The organism is Paraburkholderia sp. BR10882, from assembly GCF_040948855.1.
Lineage (GTDB): Bacteria > Pseudomonadota > Gammaproteobacteria > Burkholderiales > Burkholderiaceae > Paraburkholderia > Paraburkholderia nodosa_A.
Window position 1 is genome coordinate 23,612 of the sequence record NZ_JBFPKP010000006.1, and the last position, 17,009, is coordinate 40,620.

Genomic DNA, 17,009 nt, shown 5'->3' on the forward strand with positions numbered 1-17,009 from the left:
CTCTAACAGGCGTTTACGGCACAGGATTTCAAGGTCTTGAAATATGTATATGGTATGAAGTATTGTCGAAATACAATCAGGCGCGGCGCGAATAGGCCGCGCCGTGGCCGGTCATGGCTTAGATGCCAGCGAGACGTGCTGATGCGCTCAGCCCGCGAGTTCGGCGAGCGTGGGAATAGAGGGTTGAGCGCCCGCGCGCGTGACTGAAACCGACGCCGCGCGCAATGCGAAAGCAATGGCTTCGAGCGCGGGCGCCCCGGCAGCCAGGCGCGACCGCCGATGAAGGTGTCGCCGGCCGCCGTCGTATCCACCGCATTGACGCGTGGCGCGGGCAGATGGACCGGCGCGGCGCCGTCGAGCAGCGCACATACGCCCTGCGCTCCGAGCGTCACCAGCACGTTGCGTGCGCCCGCCTCCCGCAGCGCCGACGCCGCCCGCGCCGCCTCTTCCGGCGTGCTCGCGGGCAAGCCGGTGAGCGCGGCCGCCTCCAGTTCGTTCGGTACGAGATAGTCGATGAGCGGGAGCCACTGCGCGGGCAGCGGCCCCGTGGCGGGTGCTGGATTGAGGATGGTGATCTTGCCCAGGCGCCGTGCAGCGGCGAGCGCGGCCGCCACAGCGTCGGTGGGCGTTTCGAGCTGGCAGACCACGACGCCGGCCCGCGCGAGCACGGCCTCATGGCGCGCGATCGTTTCGGGCGCGAGTTCGCCGTTGCTGCCGGCCACGATGACGATGGCATTCTGGCTCGCGTCGTCGACGATGATCAACGCCACGCCGGTCGGCGCGCCAGGCGACGTTTCGAGCGCGCCGCAGTCGATACCTTCTGCCATCAGCCCCGCGCGCAATACCTCGCCGTTGCTGTCGGCGCCGACCCGGCCGATCATCGCCACCTGGGCGCCCAGGCGTGCCGCGGCCACCGCCTGGTTGCCGCCCTTGCCGCCGGCCACCTGCGCAAAGGCATGGCCCGCGAGCGTCTCGCCGGGAGACGGCAAGCGCGGCGCGCGCGCGACGAGATCCATGTTCAGACTGCCGACCACGGCCACGCGAGCGCGTGCGTCGGTCGGCTTTGCTGCGTCAGTCGTCACGATGCCTCCTCGATGGCTTGCGCCTTCGCTACGGCCGCCCTGCCTCAGGCCGCGAGCGGCGCGTATTCCTCCGCACCGACCCAGGGCCCGGTCGATTCGCGAGCGAAGAGCGTAGGCGGCATCACGCGCCGACGCGCCCTCGCGCCTTCCTCACGCGCGTTCGCGATGCGCTCGATCAGCGTGAGCGCCGCCATGTCGCCGAGCGCACGCGCGGGCTGGCCGACCGTCGAGAGCGCGGGCCAGGTGAAGTTGCCGAGCTCGATATCGTCGAAGCCGATGATCGAGCAGTCGCCCGGCACGCGCAAGCCGCGCTCGGCGGCCGCGCGCAAGGCGCCAATGCCCATCATGTCGTTGCCGGCGAAGATCGCAGTGGGCCGCACGCTGTCGAACAGTTGCGCCGCCGCGCGGTAACCGCCCGCCCCGGAAAAGTCGCTTTCGACGATCGCGCCCGGCGCGATCTCCACGCCCCGCTCGGACATGGCGCGCAGGAAGCCGTGCATGCGCATCGCGCTCACCGCGGTCGTCACCGGCCCGGTGATGCAGCCGATGCGCGAGTGCCCGAACTCGAGCAGATGCCGCGTGGCGAGCCAGGCGCCGCGCTCGTGGTCGATCTGCACGAGATCGGCGTCGAGTCCCTCGATGTTGCGGTCGATGACGACGATCGGCTCGCGCGTATCGGCAAGCGTCGAGGCGAGCACGGCGTCGTCACCGGCCGAGGCGACGATGAGGCCGTCGATGCGCTTTTCCTGCAGCACGCGCAGGTAGCTGCGCTGCTTGGCCGGGTCGTCGTCGGAGTTGCAGAAGAACACGCAATAGCCCTTGCGCGCGCAGGCGTCCTCGACGCCGCGCGCAAGCTCCGCGAAATACGGGTTGGTGCCGTTCGGCACGAGCAGACCGACGGTCGCCGTGGCACGCGCCTTGAGCGAGCGCGCCACCGCCGACGGCACGTAGTTCAGGTCGCGGATCGCGCGCTCGACCTTGGCCCGCACGTCCGCCGACACCGGACGCGAATTGTTCACCACATGCGACACCGTCGTGAAAGATACCCCCGCCACGGCGGCCACATCCTTGATCGTCGCCATCTTTATGTTGCTCCTGCTTTTTTGCTGCCCTGTTGCTGCCGGCTCTCTGCGCGCCCGTTGTAAGTTTGGTCTGGCGTCGCTTTCCCGGTCATTTCCGTCGGCCCGCGCTGCATTGCGGACCGCGCCCTCGAAAAAATTGTTATGTCCTGCTGCCTCTGCGACTTCGCCTGCTGCGGTACGTGTCGAGCACGACCGCCACGACGATCACCGCGCCGGTGATGATCCGTTTGGTGGGCTCGTTCGCGCCGATCTGCGCGAGCCCCGCGGCCAGAACCGAGATGATCAGCACGCCGAAGAACGTGCTGATGACCGAGCCGCGCCCGCCCATCAGACTGGTGCCGCCGATCACCACGGCGGCGATCACCTGCAGCTCCAGCCCCGCGCCCGCGTTTGGATCGGCGGCTTCGAGGCGCGAAATCTGAAACAGCGCCGCTAGCCCGGAAAGCGCGCCCATCAGCGCGAACACGATCACCTTGTACGGCCGCGGATCGACGCCCGCCAGGCGCACCGCCTCTTCGTTGGTACCGATACCGATCAGATACCGTCCGAACACCGTGCGCGTCAGCGTGAGCTGCGCGATCACCATCACCGCCACCGCGATCAGGAACGCCGGCGAGATGCCGAATGCGATCGGGTTCGAGAGAAAGTCGAACGCGTCGCCGATATACGCCGTGCGCGAATTCGTCATCTGGTACGCAAGCCCGCGCGCCGCTTCGAGCACGCCGAGCGAAACGATGAACGACGGGATGCGCCAGCCCACCGTCACCGCGCCCGTGAGCGTGCCCGTGGCCGCCGCGGCGACGAGGCCGAGCAGCGCCGCCGGCAGCGCGCCCCAGCCCCACTTGAGCGACGCCACGCTCACCACCGAAGCGCCGAGCGCGAGCACCGAACCCACCGAAAGATCGATACCCGCGATGATCAGCACGAAGGTCATGCCCACTGCCATCACCACGAGATCGGGAATCTGGTTCGCGATCGTGCTGAACGTATCGTACGTGAGGAAGTGTGAACTCAGCAGCGAGAACAACACGATCATCGCGATCAGCGCGAGCGCGAGGCCCAGGTAGTTCGAAAAGCCGAAGCGCGTGCCCACGGGCTTGCCGCTCGCCTGCATCGCATGCGGCGCCGACACCGGCGCAGCGCCCGGCGCGATTTTGGTCGAACTGGTACGCCCACCGATTTCGTCGCCGTGCGGCGACGGTTGCCCGCGCAACGGGTCGTTCGTCATGAAGCGCTCCCTCGTGGGTCGTCGTTGCGTTCCTGGGGCTTGCGCGTTTCCCTGTGTGGCGGCACTTCGCCCATCTCCGGCAGATCGCGCGCGTTCGCGACCAGCGCATCCTCGGCGCGCAGCCCCGCGAAGGCGGCGGCGAGCAGCTTGTCCTGGCTCCACTCGTCGCGACCGTAGATGGCCGTCATCTTCCCCGCCGACATCACGCCGATGCGGTCGCAGATCAGCATCAGCTCGCGCAGGTCGCTCGATACCACCACGAGCGCCCGGCCTTCACGTGCGAGCGCGCCCATCAGCGCGTAGATGTCGAACTTCGCCCCGACGTCGATGCCACGCGTAGGCTCGTCGAACAGCACGACGCGCATCGACTGCGTAATGTCGCGCGCGAGCCAGCGGCCGATCACCACCTTCTGCTGGTTGCCGCCCGACAGCTCGCCCACCGACTGCGCGGGTCCGGACGCGCGGATTCGCAGCGCGTCGATCTGCGTGCGCGCCAGCGTGTTCTCGCGCGCCGCATCCACCACGCCATAGCGCGAGACCGCGCCCACGTTGCCGAGCGTCACGTTCGCGGCGAGCGGCTGCGGCAACAGCAGCCCTTCGCCCTTGCGGTCCTCGGTGATGAGCGCGATGCCAAGCTTAACCGCATCGGCGGGCGAGGCAATCTGCACGGGTTCCGGCGCCGCGCCCGGCGTGGGCGCCAGCGCCACCGTGCCGCGCTCCATGCGGTCGGCGCCGTAGATGAGCCGCATCAGCTCCGTTCTGCCCGCGCCGATCAGCCCCGACACGCCGAAAATCTCGCCGGCGCGCACTTCGAACGACACGTCGCGCACAGCCTTCGCGCGCGTGAGCCCGTCCACCTTCAGGAGCGGCGCGCCGATGCGCCGCTGCCCCAGATCGATGCGCTCGCCAAGCTCGCGCCCCACCATCAGCGCGACGATGCGCTCGGGCGTGAGGTTGGCCATGGCGTCCACCCGCACGAGCTTGCCGTCGCGCAGCACCGCGACGCGCTGCGCGATGCGCTCGAGTTCTTCGAGCCGGTGCGAGATGTAGACGATCGCCACGCCGCGCGCCTTCAGCCGCGCGATCTGCTCGAACAGCAATTCGACCTCGCGAGCCGTGAGCATGGCCGTCGGCTCGTCGAGGATCAGCACGCGCATGTCGCCGCCATCGCCATGATCGGCCGCAGCGGCGCTGCCGACCAGGTTGCGCGCGATCTCCACGAGTTGCTGATGCCCGATTCCCAACTCCCCGACCGGCGTATCGGAGTCGATCGCCTCGAGTCCGACCTGCGCCATCGCGGCCCGCGCGTCGTCACGCAGCCGCCTGCGATCGATCCAGCCGAACCGCAGCGGCCCCGACTGCGGCAGGCGGTCCAGAAACAGGTTCTCCGCAACAGTGAGCGTGGGCAGCAGGTTCAACTCCTGCATGACCATGCGCACGCCGAGCGCCTCGGCTTCGCGGCGGCTCGCCGGGGCGTAGGGGCGGCCCATCAGCGTCATGCTGCCCGCACTCGACGCTGTGAGGCCACTCACGATCTTCGAGAGCGTGCTCTTGCCCGCGCCGTTTTCCCCCGTAAGCGCAAGCACTTCGCCGGCGTGCAGCGCGAGGCTGACGTCGGCGAGCACCGGCTGCTCGTAGGTCTTCCCGACGCCCGTCACCGTAAGCACGGCGGGCGCAGGTGACGCTACGTCGGGGACATTTGCATCCATCACGATCCTGTAGTCGCGAGCCGCGCCGCCGGGTTCAACCGGTGAGTCGCGCCGCCCGGATACTGCGGGTCCGCACCGCCGCCGCACGCTCCGGTAGAGCATGCCTCGAACGGCGCGCTGGGCAGCGATACGCCGCCCAGCGGAAGACGGCCGCCCATGCGGTCATCCCGGTACAAATAACGGCTGCGCGGCGAGATTCTTGAGCGCTTATTGCGTTGGGCACGCAAATACCGCCGCGGCACGGCATGGCGCCTGCCGGCAGCGCTTTACTTCGTGACGAGCACCACGGGCGTTTCGACGATACCCGACAGCTCCGACTGCTTCTTGTGCTCCTTGAGCGCCTTCAGGGCCGTGTCGATGCCGAACACGGCCTGTTTCGCCGCGAACTGGTCGGCAGTGGCGAGCACGCGGCCGTCCTTGAGCATGGGCTTGATGGCGCCGATGTTGTCGTAGCCGACCACGTACACCTTGCCCTGCTTGCCCGCCGCGCGCACGGCCGACACGGCGCCGATCGCCATGTTGTCGTTGCCGCACAGGAGCGCCTTGATGTCGGGGTATTCATTGAGCATGGCGGAGGCGACGGCGTTGCCCTTGTCGATCTCCCATTCGCCCGACTGCGTCGAGACGATCTTCGCGCTCACGGCGTCCATCGCGTCCTTGAAGCCCGCCGTGCGCTGCTGCGCGTTGGTCGTGGTGGAGACGCCCTCGACGATGCCCACCTGGTCGCCCGACTTCAGGCGCTTGGCCAGGTAGTCGCCCACGAGGCGGGCGCCCTTGCGGTTGTCCGGGCCGACGAACGGCACGTTCAGGTCCTTGGACTTGAGCACGTCGGCGTCGAGCTTGTTGTCGATGTTCACGACGATGATGCCCGCGTCCACCGCCTTCTTCACGACGGGCACGAGCGCCTTGGAGTCGGCGGGCGCGAGCACGATGGCGTCGACCTTCGAGACGATCATCTGCTCGACGATCTGGATTTGGGCGGCCGTGTCGGTCTCGTTCTTGATGCCGTTGGTGATGAGATCGAACTGGTCGGCGTTGTGCTTCTGATAGTCCTTCGCGCCGGTCTCCATGGTGAGGAAGAACTCGTTGGCGAGCGACTTCATGACGAGCGCGACTTTCGGCTTGTGAGGCGCCTGTGCGCGGGCCGCGAGCGGCAAAGCGCCTGTTACGGCGGTCGTGGCGAGCGCGCTGGCGGCGAGAAGGATGCGGCGGCGAATGCGGGAGTTCATGTCTGGAAGTCTCCGGTTTGTCGGGCCCGGCTGGGCCCTGCTTTCTGGTTATGCGCAAACGTTTTCTGCCGGCCCATTCTCGGCGCAGGCGCTCAACGATGTCAACTTTGCTCTGTCACTGGCGTCGCTGCCGGCCATGCGGCGGCGCAACAACGCCCGCACTGCCTTAGAGCCAGTTAATACGACGAAACAGGAAAAACAGGAAGATATCGAGCACGAGCATGGCGGCGAGGCAGATCTGGTAGCCGAATCTGAAGTGCAGCTCCGGAATGTGCTCGAAGTTCATGCCGTAGATGCCCGCGATCATGGTCGGCACGGCGAAGAGCGCGGCGAAGGAACCGAGCCGCTTGGTCACTTCGTTCTCCGCGAGCGAGATCATGCCGAGGTTCACCTGGATCGCCGTGACGATCATTTCGCGGCGCGCGTCGACCATGTTGGACACGCGCACGAGGTGGTCGTACACATCGCGGTAGTACGCCTGCATGCCCACGCAGATTTGCGGAATGCGCCCGCCCACGAGCTTGCCGACGGCATCGACGAGCGGCGTGACGTGATGCGCGAGGATCACGAGACGACGCTTGAGCGAATAGAGATCCTCGATGATCGCGCGCGAGCCCGCGAGGTCGTGCTTGTCGAAGATGCGGTCCTCCAGCTCCTCGATCTCGCCGGAGAGCGTTTCGAGCACCGGCGCGTAGCGATCGACCACGCTGTCCATCAGCGCGTAGAGCACGAACCCGGAGCCTTCGCGCAGCAATTCGGGCTCGCGCTCGCAGCGCGCGCGAACATCGCTGAAACCCTGCTGCGCGCGGTGGCGCACCGAAAGCACGAAATTGGGGCCGGCGAAGACGTTCACCTGGCCTGTGATGACTTCGCCGTCGTCGTCGAGTTCGAGCGTGTGGAGCACGCAAAAAAGCGTGTCGCCATATTCCTCGATCTTCGGCCGCTGGTTGCCGTTCATCACGTCTTCGATGGCGAGCGCATGCAGGCCGAACTCCTCCTTCATCGCCGCCATTTCTCCGGCGTCCGGGTCCTTGAGCGCGACCCAGACGAAACACTCGGGCTTCGCCAGATAGTCGCTGATGGCTTCGACTGTGACATCGGCCAGTTTCTTGCCGCCTTGATACGCGACGCAATTGATTAGCATGTTCCTTTTCTTCCGCGCGGCGGGTCGCGCCCGCGCCGCTTCGAGTTGCACCGGTTGCCAAGTGTAAGGTGTTCCGTCGACCGACGGCGTCTGGACGGGGTGCCCGAGCGGCGCGCGTCCGGTTGACTGGGCCTGAGAGCACTGCCGTGCCCGCCGTGCAACGGCGGCGGCGAACCGGGAGGCTACTGCGCGACGCGGCGGATGCCGATGCGGTCATCCTTGTCGAAGGTGATGCTCGCGCGGTTGGTGTAGCGCGGATCCACAAGCAAGCGCAGCTCGATCACAGGATCGAACTGCGTCGTCACGGCGATGCGGCGCACGCCGGGCTTCAGGTAGAACGTGACGTGTTCGCCGTCCATGAGGTCGGTCACGCGTTCACCGTCGATGTAGACGGGCGCGTCGCGGAATTTGACGATGACGTTGCGGGTGCGCTCGCGGCGCACGTCCACGGCCACGAGGCCCTCGCCCGGCTCGGTGTAGCCAGGCTTCAGGATGCGTTCGGCCGGCACGGGCTTGAACGGCATGGGCTGCGGCTGCTCCTCGGCACAGCCGCCGACTGCGAACGCGGCGACCACCGTGACGGCGGCGGCGAGACTCGCAATCGATCTGCGCGACGGCAAAGGCGGCATGGGCGCTTTCCCCTTTTCTGACGTCTGGCTCCCGGTTCGCGCCCATCATATCCGTACGGGCGCCAGACCGATCATCGTTGTTATATGCTTTGGGGACTGCGCGGCAGCGCTCGCAACCGGCATTGAGAGGAGGCAACGGCCATGTGGTACTTCTCGTGGATTCTCGGCATCGGCGTTGCGCTCGGCTTTGGCATCATCAACGTGATGTGGCTCGAGGCCAACGGCAAATTCCTGAACGGACACGGACCCGAGCAAAACGGCCTGGATAACGCCCCGTCGGCAAACGCCGGCACGCAACCCGGCGAGGCACGCCGCCCGTGACAAGACTGGTGTTCTTCTGCGGCCACGCCGGCGCCGGCAAGACCTCGCTCGCCAAACGCCTGTTCGCCCCGCTCGCCCGCGAAACCGGCGAGCCGTTCTGCCTGCTCGACAAGGACACGCTCTACGGCAGCTATAGCGCAGCCGCGATGGGCGCGCTCACGCACGACCCGAACGATCGCGACAGCCCGCTTTTCCTGCAGCATTTTCGCGAACCCGAGTACCGCGGGCTCATCGACACCGCCCGCGAAAACCTCGAACTTGGCGTGAGCGCGCTCGTGGTCGGCCCGCTGTCGCGCGAAGTGCGCGAGCGCGAGCTGTTCGACCGCGCGTGGCTCGGTGTCGGTCAGGAGGTGGGACTCACCGTGGTGTGGGTGCATACGAGCGAGGAAACGGCGCACGCGCGCATCGGCGCGCGCGCCCATCCGATCGACGCCTACAAGCTCGCTCACTGGAACGAATACCGGCAGCGGCGCTTCATGCCGTCGGGCGCGCAGCTCGACGGCCTTCTGCTCTTCGACAACAGCGCGCCCGCAGCGGCCGACTACGACGCGCTGCTCGAGCGCATCGTGTCGGCAACGGCATCGACCTGAGACTTCAGGCCGCCACCTTCGCGCGGCTGTCGAGCGTCGCGCCTTCGTACACCTGACCGAAGCGGTTCGCGAGGAACTGCTGGAGCGACACCTGCTCCTGGCGCACGAACCCGGCTTGCGGCAGACGCTTTTCGCGGAACAGATCGAGCACCGCGCACATGGCGCCGGCGGTGGTGATCTGGATCGCGCTCATGGGCACGCCGCACACCGTCTTCGCGAAGATCTTGCGCGTGAACACCTCCTGCACGAGCTTGCCGTCGCGCATGCCGGTCACCGTCATGAAGATAAGCACGACGTCCTGCTCGGTCGCGGGCACCGAGCGGCGCAGGATGGACTTGAGCGTGTCGCGGTCGCTGGAAAGGCGCAGGTCTTCGAGCAGGAACTGCATGAGCGCGCGATGACCCGGATAACGCACCGACTTGTAGTCGAGCGATTCGACCTTGCCCGAAAGCGTTTCGCAGAGCGTACCCAGGCCGCCCGACGTATTGAAGGCCTCGTACTCGACGCCGTCGAGCGAGAAATGCTCGAGACCTTCGAGCGGCTGCACCCACTGCGTGCGGCTTTCGCGAATCGCTTCGCACGGCTGGCAATACTCGTTGATGAGACCGTCGACGCTCCATGTGAGGTTGTACTTGAGCGCGTTGGTGGGAAACTGCGGCAGCGCGCCTACGCGCATCTTGACGTCGCGGATCTCGGTGAAGCGGCTCGCGAGCGCATGCGCCGCTATGCCGATGAAGCCGGGCGCGAGACCACATTGCGGCATGAAGACATGATCGGCGTCGTCGGCCAGCGCACGAATCGCGTGGGTCGCACGAACATCTTCGGTCAGGTCGAAGTAATGGACGCCTGCGCCCTTCGCCGCCGAGGCGACGTTCACGGCAAGGTAATACGGCAGCGCGTTGATCAGCACGTCATAACCTTCCAGCGCGCCGCGCAGCGCGGCGGCGTCGCCGGAATCGACACGCGCGGTGGGAATGCCCTGCGCCGCAAGCGGCTCGAGCGATTTCGCATCGCGGTCGAACGCCGCGACTTCATAGTCGCCGCTCTCACGCAGCATGTGGGCAATGGTGTGGCCGATCAGGCCGGCGCCTGCAATCGCAACTTTCATGTGTCATCTCCTTTGGTTTTCTATGCTTGGGGATGGGCAGCGCCCGCTCAAACACAGTCTAGGGAGAGACAAATACGGTTCATAGACGCAAAACGATGCGTTTCGACCGCCATTTTCGTCATTCTGACGACCGTTCTCGTCGAAATGACGAAACCATTCATTTTCGATGACGAAGACCTCGCCGTTCGGGCCGCGGCTCAGCCCTCGATTCAGCCCGTCACCGAGCCGCGATCGACCTTGCGCGCAAGCACGATCGATGTGGTCGTGCGTTCCACGCCGGGTATGCCGCCAATCTGGTCGAGCAGATCGTTGAGGCGGTCGGGCGAATCGGCGCGCAGCCACGCCACGTAGTCGTACTCGCCGCTTACCGCGCACAGCAACTGCACTTCGGGCATTTTGCCGAGGCGCTTTTGCACATCGGGCCCATGGCGCGGCGCGATGATGAGTCCGACCCACGCCTGCAGGCTCGCGTCGAGCACATCCTGGCCGAGGCGCACGCCGTAACCGGCGATCACCTGAGTGCGTTCGAGCCGCTCGATGCGCGCAAGCACCGTGGTGCGCGCGACGCCCAGGCGCCGTGCGAGATTCGCGACGCTTTCGCGCGCATTTTCCTGCAGCAGCGCGACGAGGCTGCGGTCGAGGTCGTCGAGTTGATCGAGGCGCGGAGGTCTCATCGGGCGGCGGTCTGTATGGAAGGTCTGAACGGCGTCATTATCGCGCGCGGGTGAGCACGCCGGCGGCGCTCGCGGCGCGCAAGTCCTGCGCGACGGGTATTTCCACGCGTTTCGTTTGTAAGCAAGTGTCGCAGCCGGGGCGTCGCGAAGCGAGAACGTGGTACTAATAGCGCCTGCAGCCATTCTGGCCATGCTACCCGCTACGAAATGATTCAAGGAGTCACAATGAAGAAAGCTTTCGTCATCCTTGCCGTCTCGCTCTCGATGAGCGGCGCGTTCGCGCAAAGCGCTGCGCCGGCCGCTTCGGCAACCGCCGCGGCCGCGTCGAGCGCCGATGTGCGCGCCGCGCAGCATCAGCAGCGTGTCGAGGAGCGCATCACGTGGCTGCACACGCAGCTCAAGATCACGCCCGAGCAAGAACCGCAATGGAAGACGTTCGCCGACACCATGCGCAGCAACGGCGAGACCATGGCGAATCTCTTCAAGCAGCGCGCGGAAAGCGAAAGCTCGCGCAACGCGCTCGACGACATGAAGCAGTATGCGCAGATCGCCCAGGCGCACGCGGACGACATGCAGAAGCTCGTCTCGGCGTTCGAGCCGCTCTACACGAGCCTCTCGCCGGAACAGAAGAAGCTCGCCGATCAGTCCTTCCGCCACGGCAATGAGCACGGCCCGTCGGGCAAGCCGGGCCATCCGAAGCACAAGGGCAAGGCCAAGCCGTCGGCAGACGCCGCAGCCAGCGACACCGAAGCGGCCAGCACGCCGGCCGCGCAGTAAGAAGGAGTAAGGCGCACCCGCGAATCGGGCTGCGCGCCCATGCGTGCGCGACGGCCCGATCCAGGGTACCCTTGCGGACCGCGCGACGGCCGGGCGAAACTGCCCGGCCGTCGCTTCTTTGAAAGCCGCTTTTTGTGAAGCCCGTCCGCTGCTGCCGCCATGATTGAACTGACCCAACTCGACCTGCGTGTCGACCCCGCCGCACAGCGCGTCGTCAAGGACGAGACCGTGAGCGTCGAGTTCGCGGCCGTTGCCGGCGAGCTGATGAGCCTCGAAGGCCCGAACCGCTATGCGCCCGGCGACGCGATCATCACCGGTTCGACCGGCGATCGCTGGGTCGTCTCGCGCGACAGGTTCGATGCGAAGTACCTGCCGGCGAGCGACACCCTCGCTCACGGCGAGGCAGGCGCGTATCGCAACCACCAGGTCGTGGTGCTCGCAAGGCGCATGGACGAGCCGTTCACGCTCGTGCGTTCTGCCGGCGGCGACCGGCTTGGCGGCGTGGCCGGCGACTGGGTCATGCAATACGCACCCGGCGACTATGGCGTCGTGCAGGCCGCACGTTTCGCCAAGGTCTACAAGCTCGCCGACTGAATCTCAGCGCAACGCAAACTGGGCGCACTGCGCCCATCGCTTCAAGCCAATGCGCTTCGAGCAAGCGCTTTACGCAAATTCTTCGTCCAGCGCGATCGTCACCTCGCGCGGCACGTCTTCGCCCTTCGCGTGCTGTTCCTCGAGCGATTCGATCGTCGCCTCCACGTAGGCTCGCAACACCGCGAAGCTGCGCCCGCGCAGCCGCGGCGGCAATGCGCGATAGCGTGCGAGCGCGGCGGGTGCGATTGCCACCGTGAGCACCATGCGGCGCGCCTTCGAGCCGAAGCGCATCGCCACCCAGTGCACGACCAGTTGCGGCACGCCGTTTTCATTCGGCTCTTCGGCAAAGCGCGTCTGCTCGGGAAAGATGTCGGCGATCACGCGGGCGAGCTCGTCGAATTCGGGGCTCGCGCATTCAAACAGATAGGCTTCCATTGACGCCAGAAAAAAGAAGTGAGACGCGCGCACTTACGCCGCGCGTGCGACGCGCCGCTGCGGGCGGCACGTCCTGAAAAGCACGACGGCGACCACCACGGCCGCCGCCACATACAAACCGTCCACGGCCACGAGCGGCACGAGACGCGCCTGATACATCGCGGCAGGCACGTCGATGAGCGCGTGCACGAGGATCGCGAGCGGCAAAATCCCCTTCCATCCCGCGCGCACACCGCGCCACATCAGCACCGACAAGGCAATCTGGAACACGAACGCGGCCGTGCGCTCGAGCGCAAAGACGCCCGCGAAAAGCGGCGAAAGGCTAGCGAGAATCAGATGCACGCGCAAGACCGAGTCCATCGTGAGATTGGAGAGATGCTCGTCGAGATCGCCGCGATTCGCGAGCACCGCGAACACGATCCATTGCAACTGCACGAGCACGCCGACGAACCACGCCTCCGCACCCGCATGGCCGATGCCGTAGCCGAAGGCCGAGCTGTCTGCGGGCGCGTTGGACTTGCCTGCGCCGCGGCGCGCGATGAGCCGCATGGCGATATAACGCCCGACCTCCTCGCACACGCCCGCCGCGAGCGCACCGTACAGCACGAAGAAAACGGGGTTCGAAAGGACCTGCGCGACGGCGGCGTTGCCGTGCAGCATGTAGTCGTTGATGGCGCGCTCGATCACAGCCACGAACAACGCGAAGATGGCGACGCCCGTGACCGTATCGCGCCAGTCGAGCGCGAACGGCACACGCAGCCGGCGATACAGCGATACGGGCAAGGCGGCGACAAACAGCGTCGCGAGCGATAGGCAGACGAGCGTGATCGGAGCTACGGACATGGGCTTCCTTATGACGTTCGGCACGCACGCACGCGCGCCGCAGCCCGAATGATCGCAGATATCGGCGCTTGCGCGCAGCCCCGGCTGCGCGAGAGCCCCGCAATCGCGCCGTCCTCACCCCAGCGTCGAAGCCCTCACCACCAGTTCGCCCTCGAAGGCCGCCGCGCGTGCCTTGGGCGCCGCGCCCTCGATGCGCTCGTGCAGAAACTCCACCGCGCGATAGCCGATCTCGCGCGTCGGCTGGCGGATCGTCGTGATGCCGGCAAGCTCGGCCCACTCCGGATCGTCGATGGCGACGAGCGCCACGCGCTGCTGCCACTGGGCGCCGAGCGCCGCTTTCAGATGCAAGGCGAGGCGCAGCGCCACCGGCGCATTGGCCGCGAACAACGCGCAACGCGCACCGCGTGCCAGCGCCTGGGCCACGTGGGTGTCGAGCGCCGCGAGCGCGGTTTGCACGGCGGCTTCGTCATGGAGATCGAGCACGTGCGTGAGGCCGCGGGCCGCGCCCTTCGTAGCCTGCATCGACTCGCGAAACGCCGCTTCGCGCTCGCGCCGCGAACTCACCTGTTCGAATGGCTGCACGACGAACACGATGTCGTCGTAGCCGCGCGCAAGCAGATGCTCCGTGCCGAGGCGCACGGCCGCCGCGTTGTCGAGGCCGACCATGTCCGCATCGAGGCCGTCGACGGTCCGGTCGATCAGCACGGCCGGAATGCCGCCGCTGCCCACGGGTTTCAACATCGATTCGCGCACGCCGAGTGCGTTGACGATCACGCCTTCCACGCGATACGTGGTGAGCAGCTGGAGATAGCGCCGCTCCATGTCGATCTCGTTCGCCGCGTGGCAGATGAGCGGCATGTAGCCGAGCGCGTGACACGCCTCTTCCACGCCCTGCAGAATCTCCACCGAATAGGGATTGGCGAGATCGGCGATCAGCAGGCCGAGCAGACGGTTGCGGCCGCGCTTGAGCCCGCGCGCCATCTGGTTGGGGCGATAGTCGAGCCGCTCGATCGCCGCCTCGATGCGCGCGCGCAGGTCGGGCGAAAGCACACCCAGCTCGCCGTTCAGATAGCGTGAGATGCTGGTCTTGCCGGTGCCGGCTTCGCGCGCCACGTCGCTGATGGTCGCGCGGCGCGGCGCCGTGGCCGCGGCGCCCTTTTCCGCCGTATCGACGTCACGCTCGCGATCCGCGCCGCCCGCAGCCATGCTCATCGCGCGAGCACCTCGCGGTTGACGACGTTCACATCGAGCGTGCCAGCGAGCGCCGCGACGAGGTTCTCCGCTGCGCAGCGCGCCATCGCGTGACGCGTCTCGTGCGTGGCCGAGCCGATGTGCGGCAGCGCCACCACGTTCGGCATGCGCAGCAGCGGCGACGCGGGATCGATCGGCTCGCGCTCGAACACATCGAGGCCCGCGCCGTGGATCGTGCGAGCTTCGAGCGCCGCGATCAGCGCTTTTTCGTCGACGGTCGCGCCGCGCGAGGCGTTGATGAGAATCGCGCTCTTCTTCATCTTCTTCAACTGTTCCGCGCCGATGAGATGGCGCGTGGCGTCGGTGAGCGGCACCTGGAGGCACACGAAGTCCGCGCTTGCGAGCAGTTCGTCGAGTTCGACACGGCGCGCGCCATAGTTGCGCTCGGCCGCTTCGTTCGGACTGCGGTTCGTGTAGAGCACCTTCATGTTGAAGCCGAGCGCGGCACGGCGCGCCACGGCGCCGCCGATGCGCCCGAGCCCCACGATGCCGAGCGTTTTGCCCTGCACGTCCACGCCGAATTGCGCCGGGCCGATGCTGCCCTTCCACTGGCCCGCCTTGACCCAGTCGGCCAGTTCGACCACGCGGCGAGCGCTCGCGAGGATCAACGAGAAGACGGTGTCGGCCGTCGATTCGGTCAGCACGTCGGGCGTGTGGGCGAGCACGATGCCGCGCTTGGTGAGATCGGCCACGTCGAACTGGTCGTAGCCCACGGAGATCGTCGAGAGCGCCTTCACGCGCGAACCGTCCAGCATCGCCGGTGCGATCTTCACGCTCGCGCCGATCGCGCCGTCGGCGTCTTTTAGCGCGGCGGCGAGTGCGCCGGGCTGGTCGGCATCGACGTCGATCAGTTCGGCATGCTCGCGCAGATAGTCGGCGACATCGGCGGGCAAGGCTTTGTAGACAACGATTTTCGGCTTCATAAGTGCGCTAGAAAAGAGAGGTTATTTTCCGTGAGCCGGGGATGCATAACCACGGGTGGCGGCGCGCTGCGGCTTGACGGCGAGCGTGAGGCCCACCGAAACGAGCAGCGCCGCGCTCATGAACGCATAGGATGCCGCAGGCGAGCCCGTCGCGCCATTCAGATACCCGACCACATAGGAGCCGACGAACGAGCCGAGCGCGCCCATGCTGTTGATGAGCGCCATCGCACCGCCGGCCACGTTCTTCGGCAGCAGCTCCGGCACGATCGCGAAGAACGGGCCATACGGCGCGTACATCGCCGCGCCCGCCACCACGAGCAGCGCGTACGACATCCAGAAGTGCGTCGAGCCGAGTGCGTAGGAGAGCGCGAAGGCGAGCGCGCCGACCAGCAGGAACGGCCACACGAAGGCGCGGCGATTGTCGAGCTTGTCCGACGCCCACGAGGCGGCCAGCATCGCAATGGTCGCCGCGAGATACGGCACGGCGGAGAGCCAACCCGTTTCGACCATGCCGAGCGCCGAGCCGTTCTTCACGATCGACGGCAGCCACAGCACGAAGCCGTACACGCCGATGCTCCAGCAGAAGTACTGCGCCGAGAGCAGCATCACGGCAGGCGTGCGGAACGCCTCGGCATAGTTGCGTACCGGCTTGATGGCGGCCTGCTCGGCGCGCATCGCGGCGTCGAGCGCGCGCTTTTCATCGTCGGAGAGCCAGTTGACTTGTGCGGGCTTGTCGCGCACGAGCAACCACCAGCACACGGCCCACAGCACAGCCGGCACGCCTTCGGCGATGAACATGTGACGCCAGCCGAAGGCATGCACGAGATAGCCCGATACGACCGACATCCACAGCACCGTGACCGGATTGCCGAGGATCAGGAACGTGTTGGCGCGCGAGCGCTCCTTCTTCGTGAACCAGTTGCTGATGAAGATGAGCATGGCGGGCATCACGGCCGCCTCGACCACGCCGAGCACGAAACGGATCGCCATGAGCGACGGAATGTTCGTGACGACGCCCGTGAGCGCGGCGCAGCCGCCCCACAGCACGAGGCTCACGAACACGAGCGTGCGCACGCTGCGGCGCTCCGCATACACGGCGCCCGGCAGCTGGAAGAAGAAGTAGCCGAGGAAGAACAGCGCGCCGATCAGCGACGAGAGCCCCGGGCTGATGCCGAGATCGCGATTGATGCCGGCCGCCGAGGCGAAGCCGTAGTTCGCGCGGTCGAGATAGGCGAGGCTGTACGTGATGAACACGATCGGCATGATTGCCCACCAGCGGCGCGGTGCGAGCGAGGTTGAGGTCATCGGTGTCTCCAGTTGAATGGGGCTCGGTACCTGACAGTGCCGCCCTCTGGTCTCATGTCGTTTGGCGCGCCGCACTTTGCGTTGC

The 17,009-nt window shown here is 66.7% G+C and carries 18 protein-coding genes and 1 pseudogene; 4 read left to right on the top strand and 15 right to left on the bottom strand.

Annotated elements, in window-relative coordinates; translation table 11 throughout:
• Positions 1 to 147: 147 nt before the first annotated feature.
• From rbsK to AB3X99_RS17000, 8 genes and pseudogenes are all read right to left on the bottom strand, one after another.
• Positions 148 to 1,016, bottom strand: a pseudogene (gene rbsK / locus AB3X99_RS16965) (ribokinase).
• Between the two features lie 110 nt (positions 1,017 to 1,126).
• Positions 1,127 to 2,164: a LacI family DNA-binding transcriptional regulator gene (locus AB3X99_RS16970; protein WP_069265698.1), complete on the bottom strand. Its 1,038-nt coding sequence runs from the start codon at positions 2,162 to 2,164 to the stop codon at positions 1,127 to 1,129.
• A 139-nt stretch (positions 2,165 to 2,303) separates the two neighbouring features.
• Positions 2,304 to 3,392, bottom strand: a complete 1,089-nt coding sequence (locus AB3X99_RS16975; protein WP_141710712.1) for an ABC transporter permease — start codon at positions 3,390 to 3,392, stop codon at positions 2,304 to 2,306.
• Entirely contained in the window at positions 3,389 to 5,101 is a 1,713-nt protein-coding gene (locus AB3X99_RS16980) for a sugar ABC transporter ATP-binding protein (RefSeq protein ID WP_368617598.1), read from the bottom strand. Before AB3X99_RS16980 ends, AB3X99_RS16975 begins: the two co-directional genes overlap by 4 nt.
• Positions 5,101 to 5,259, bottom strand: coding sequence for a hypothetical protein (locus tag AB3X99_RS16985; protein ID WP_368617599.1), 159 nt, complete (start codon positions 5,257 to 5,259; stop codon positions 5,101 to 5,103). The genes AB3X99_RS16980 and AB3X99_RS16985 overlap by 1 nt, the downstream gene beginning before the upstream one ends.
• A 108-nt stretch (positions 5,260 to 5,367) precedes the next feature.
• Positions 5,368 to 6,330, bottom strand: a complete 963-nt coding sequence (locus AB3X99_RS16990) for a sugar ABC transporter substrate-binding protein (RefSeq protein ID WP_069265696.1) — start codon at positions 6,328 to 6,330, stop codon at positions 5,368 to 5,370.
• Between the two features lie 166 nt (positions 6,331 to 6,496).
• On the bottom strand, positions 6,497 to 7,474 hold the full coding sequence (corA, locus tag AB3X99_RS16995) for a magnesium/cobalt transporter CorA (RefSeq protein WP_368617600.1): 978 nt from the start codon (positions 7,472 to 7,474) through the stop codon (positions 6,497 to 6,499).
• Positions 7,475 to 7,656: 182 nt separating this feature from the next.
• The gene (locus AB3X99_RS17000) at positions 7,657 to 8,103 is read right to left on the bottom strand and encodes a hypothetical protein (protein WP_368617601.1); all 447 of its coding nucleotides are present in this window, start codon (positions 8,101 to 8,103) and stop codon (positions 7,657 to 7,659) included.
• A gap of 141 nt (positions 8,104 to 8,244) precedes the next feature.
• Here AB3X99_RS17000 and cydX point away from each other — a divergent pair, with 141 nt between their 5' ends.
• Together cydX and AB3X99_RS17010 are read left to right on the top strand one after the other, a co-directional pair.
• A complete protein-coding gene (cydX, locus tag AB3X99_RS17005; protein WP_069265693.1) occupies positions 8,245 to 8,424 on the top strand; it encodes a cytochrome bd-I oxidase subunit CydX in 180 nt (59 codons plus the stop codon).
• Complete coding sequence (locus tag AB3X99_RS17010) at positions 8,421 to 9,014, top strand: AAA family ATPase (RefSeq protein WP_368617602.1); 594 nt, start codon at positions 8,421 to 8,423, stop codon at positions 9,012 to 9,014. The genes cydX and AB3X99_RS17010 overlap by 4 nt, the downstream gene beginning before the upstream one ends.
• Before the next feature lie 4 nt (positions 9,015 to 9,018).
• Here the strand turns inward: AB3X99_RS17010 and AB3X99_RS17015 are convergent, their stop codons facing one another.
• Both AB3X99_RS17015 and AB3X99_RS17020 read right to left on the bottom strand, forming a co-directional pair.
• Entirely contained in the window at positions 9,019 to 10,122 is a 1,104-nt protein-coding gene (locus tag AB3X99_RS17015; protein WP_069265691.1) for a saccharopine dehydrogenase family protein, read from the bottom strand.
• A gap of 209 nt (positions 10,123 to 10,331) precedes the next feature.
• Entirely contained in the window at positions 10,332 to 10,796 is a 465-nt protein-coding gene (locus AB3X99_RS17020) for an Lrp/AsnC family transcriptional regulator (protein WP_042265707.1), read from the bottom strand.
• Between the two features lie 225 nt (positions 10,797 to 11,021).
• On the opposite strand from AB3X99_RS17020, the gene AB3X99_RS17025 reads away from it, so the two are divergent.
• Together AB3X99_RS17025 and AB3X99_RS17030 are read left to right on the top strand one after the other, a co-directional pair.
• Entirely contained in the window at positions 11,022 to 11,573 is a 552-nt protein-coding gene (locus AB3X99_RS17025; protein ID WP_368617603.1) for a Spy/CpxP family protein refolding chaperone, read from the top strand.
• A gap of 159 nt (positions 11,574 to 11,732) precedes the next feature.
• On the top strand, positions 11,733 to 12,167 hold the full coding sequence (locus AB3X99_RS17030) for a PGDYG domain-containing protein (RefSeq protein ID WP_368605381.1): 435 nt from the start codon (positions 11,733 to 11,735) through the stop codon (positions 12,165 to 12,167).
• Positions 12,168 to 12,236: 69 nt separating this feature from the next.
• Here AB3X99_RS17030 and AB3X99_RS17035 read toward each other — a convergent pair whose 3' ends face one another.
• The 5 genes from AB3X99_RS17035 to AB3X99_RS17055 form a co-directional block, all read right to left on the bottom strand.
• On the bottom strand, positions 12,237 to 12,602 hold the full coding sequence (locus tag AB3X99_RS17035; RefSeq protein ID WP_368617604.1) for a DUF3022 domain-containing protein: 366 nt from the start codon (positions 12,600 to 12,602) through the stop codon (positions 12,237 to 12,239).
• Between the two features lie 33 nt (positions 12,603 to 12,635).
• Positions 12,636 to 13,445: a YhfC family intramembrane metalloprotease gene (locus AB3X99_RS17040; RefSeq protein ID WP_368617605.1), complete on the bottom strand. Its 810-nt coding sequence runs from the start codon at positions 13,443 to 13,445 to the stop codon at positions 12,636 to 12,638.
• Positions 13,446 to 13,559: 114 nt separating this feature from the next.
• Positions 13,560 to 14,657 carry a LacI family DNA-binding transcriptional regulator gene (locus AB3X99_RS17045; protein ID WP_342945787.1) on the bottom strand — a complete coding sequence of 366 codons (1,098 nt, stop codon included), beginning with the start codon at positions 14,655 to 14,657 and terminating at the stop codon, positions 13,560 to 13,562.
• On the bottom strand, positions 14,654 to 15,619 hold the full coding sequence (locus AB3X99_RS17050; protein WP_368605384.1) for a 2-hydroxyacid dehydrogenase: 966 nt from the start codon (positions 15,617 to 15,619) through the stop codon (positions 14,654 to 14,656). The genes AB3X99_RS17045 and AB3X99_RS17050 overlap by 4 nt, the downstream gene beginning before the upstream one ends.
• Positions 15,620 to 15,640: 21 nt before the next feature.
• Positions 15,641 to 16,924 carry an MFS transporter gene (locus AB3X99_RS17055; protein WP_368617606.1) on the bottom strand — a complete coding sequence of 428 codons (1,284 nt, stop codon included), beginning with the start codon at positions 16,922 to 16,924 and terminating at the stop codon, positions 15,641 to 15,643.
• Between the last annotated feature and the right edge of the window lie 85 nt (positions 16,925 to 17,009).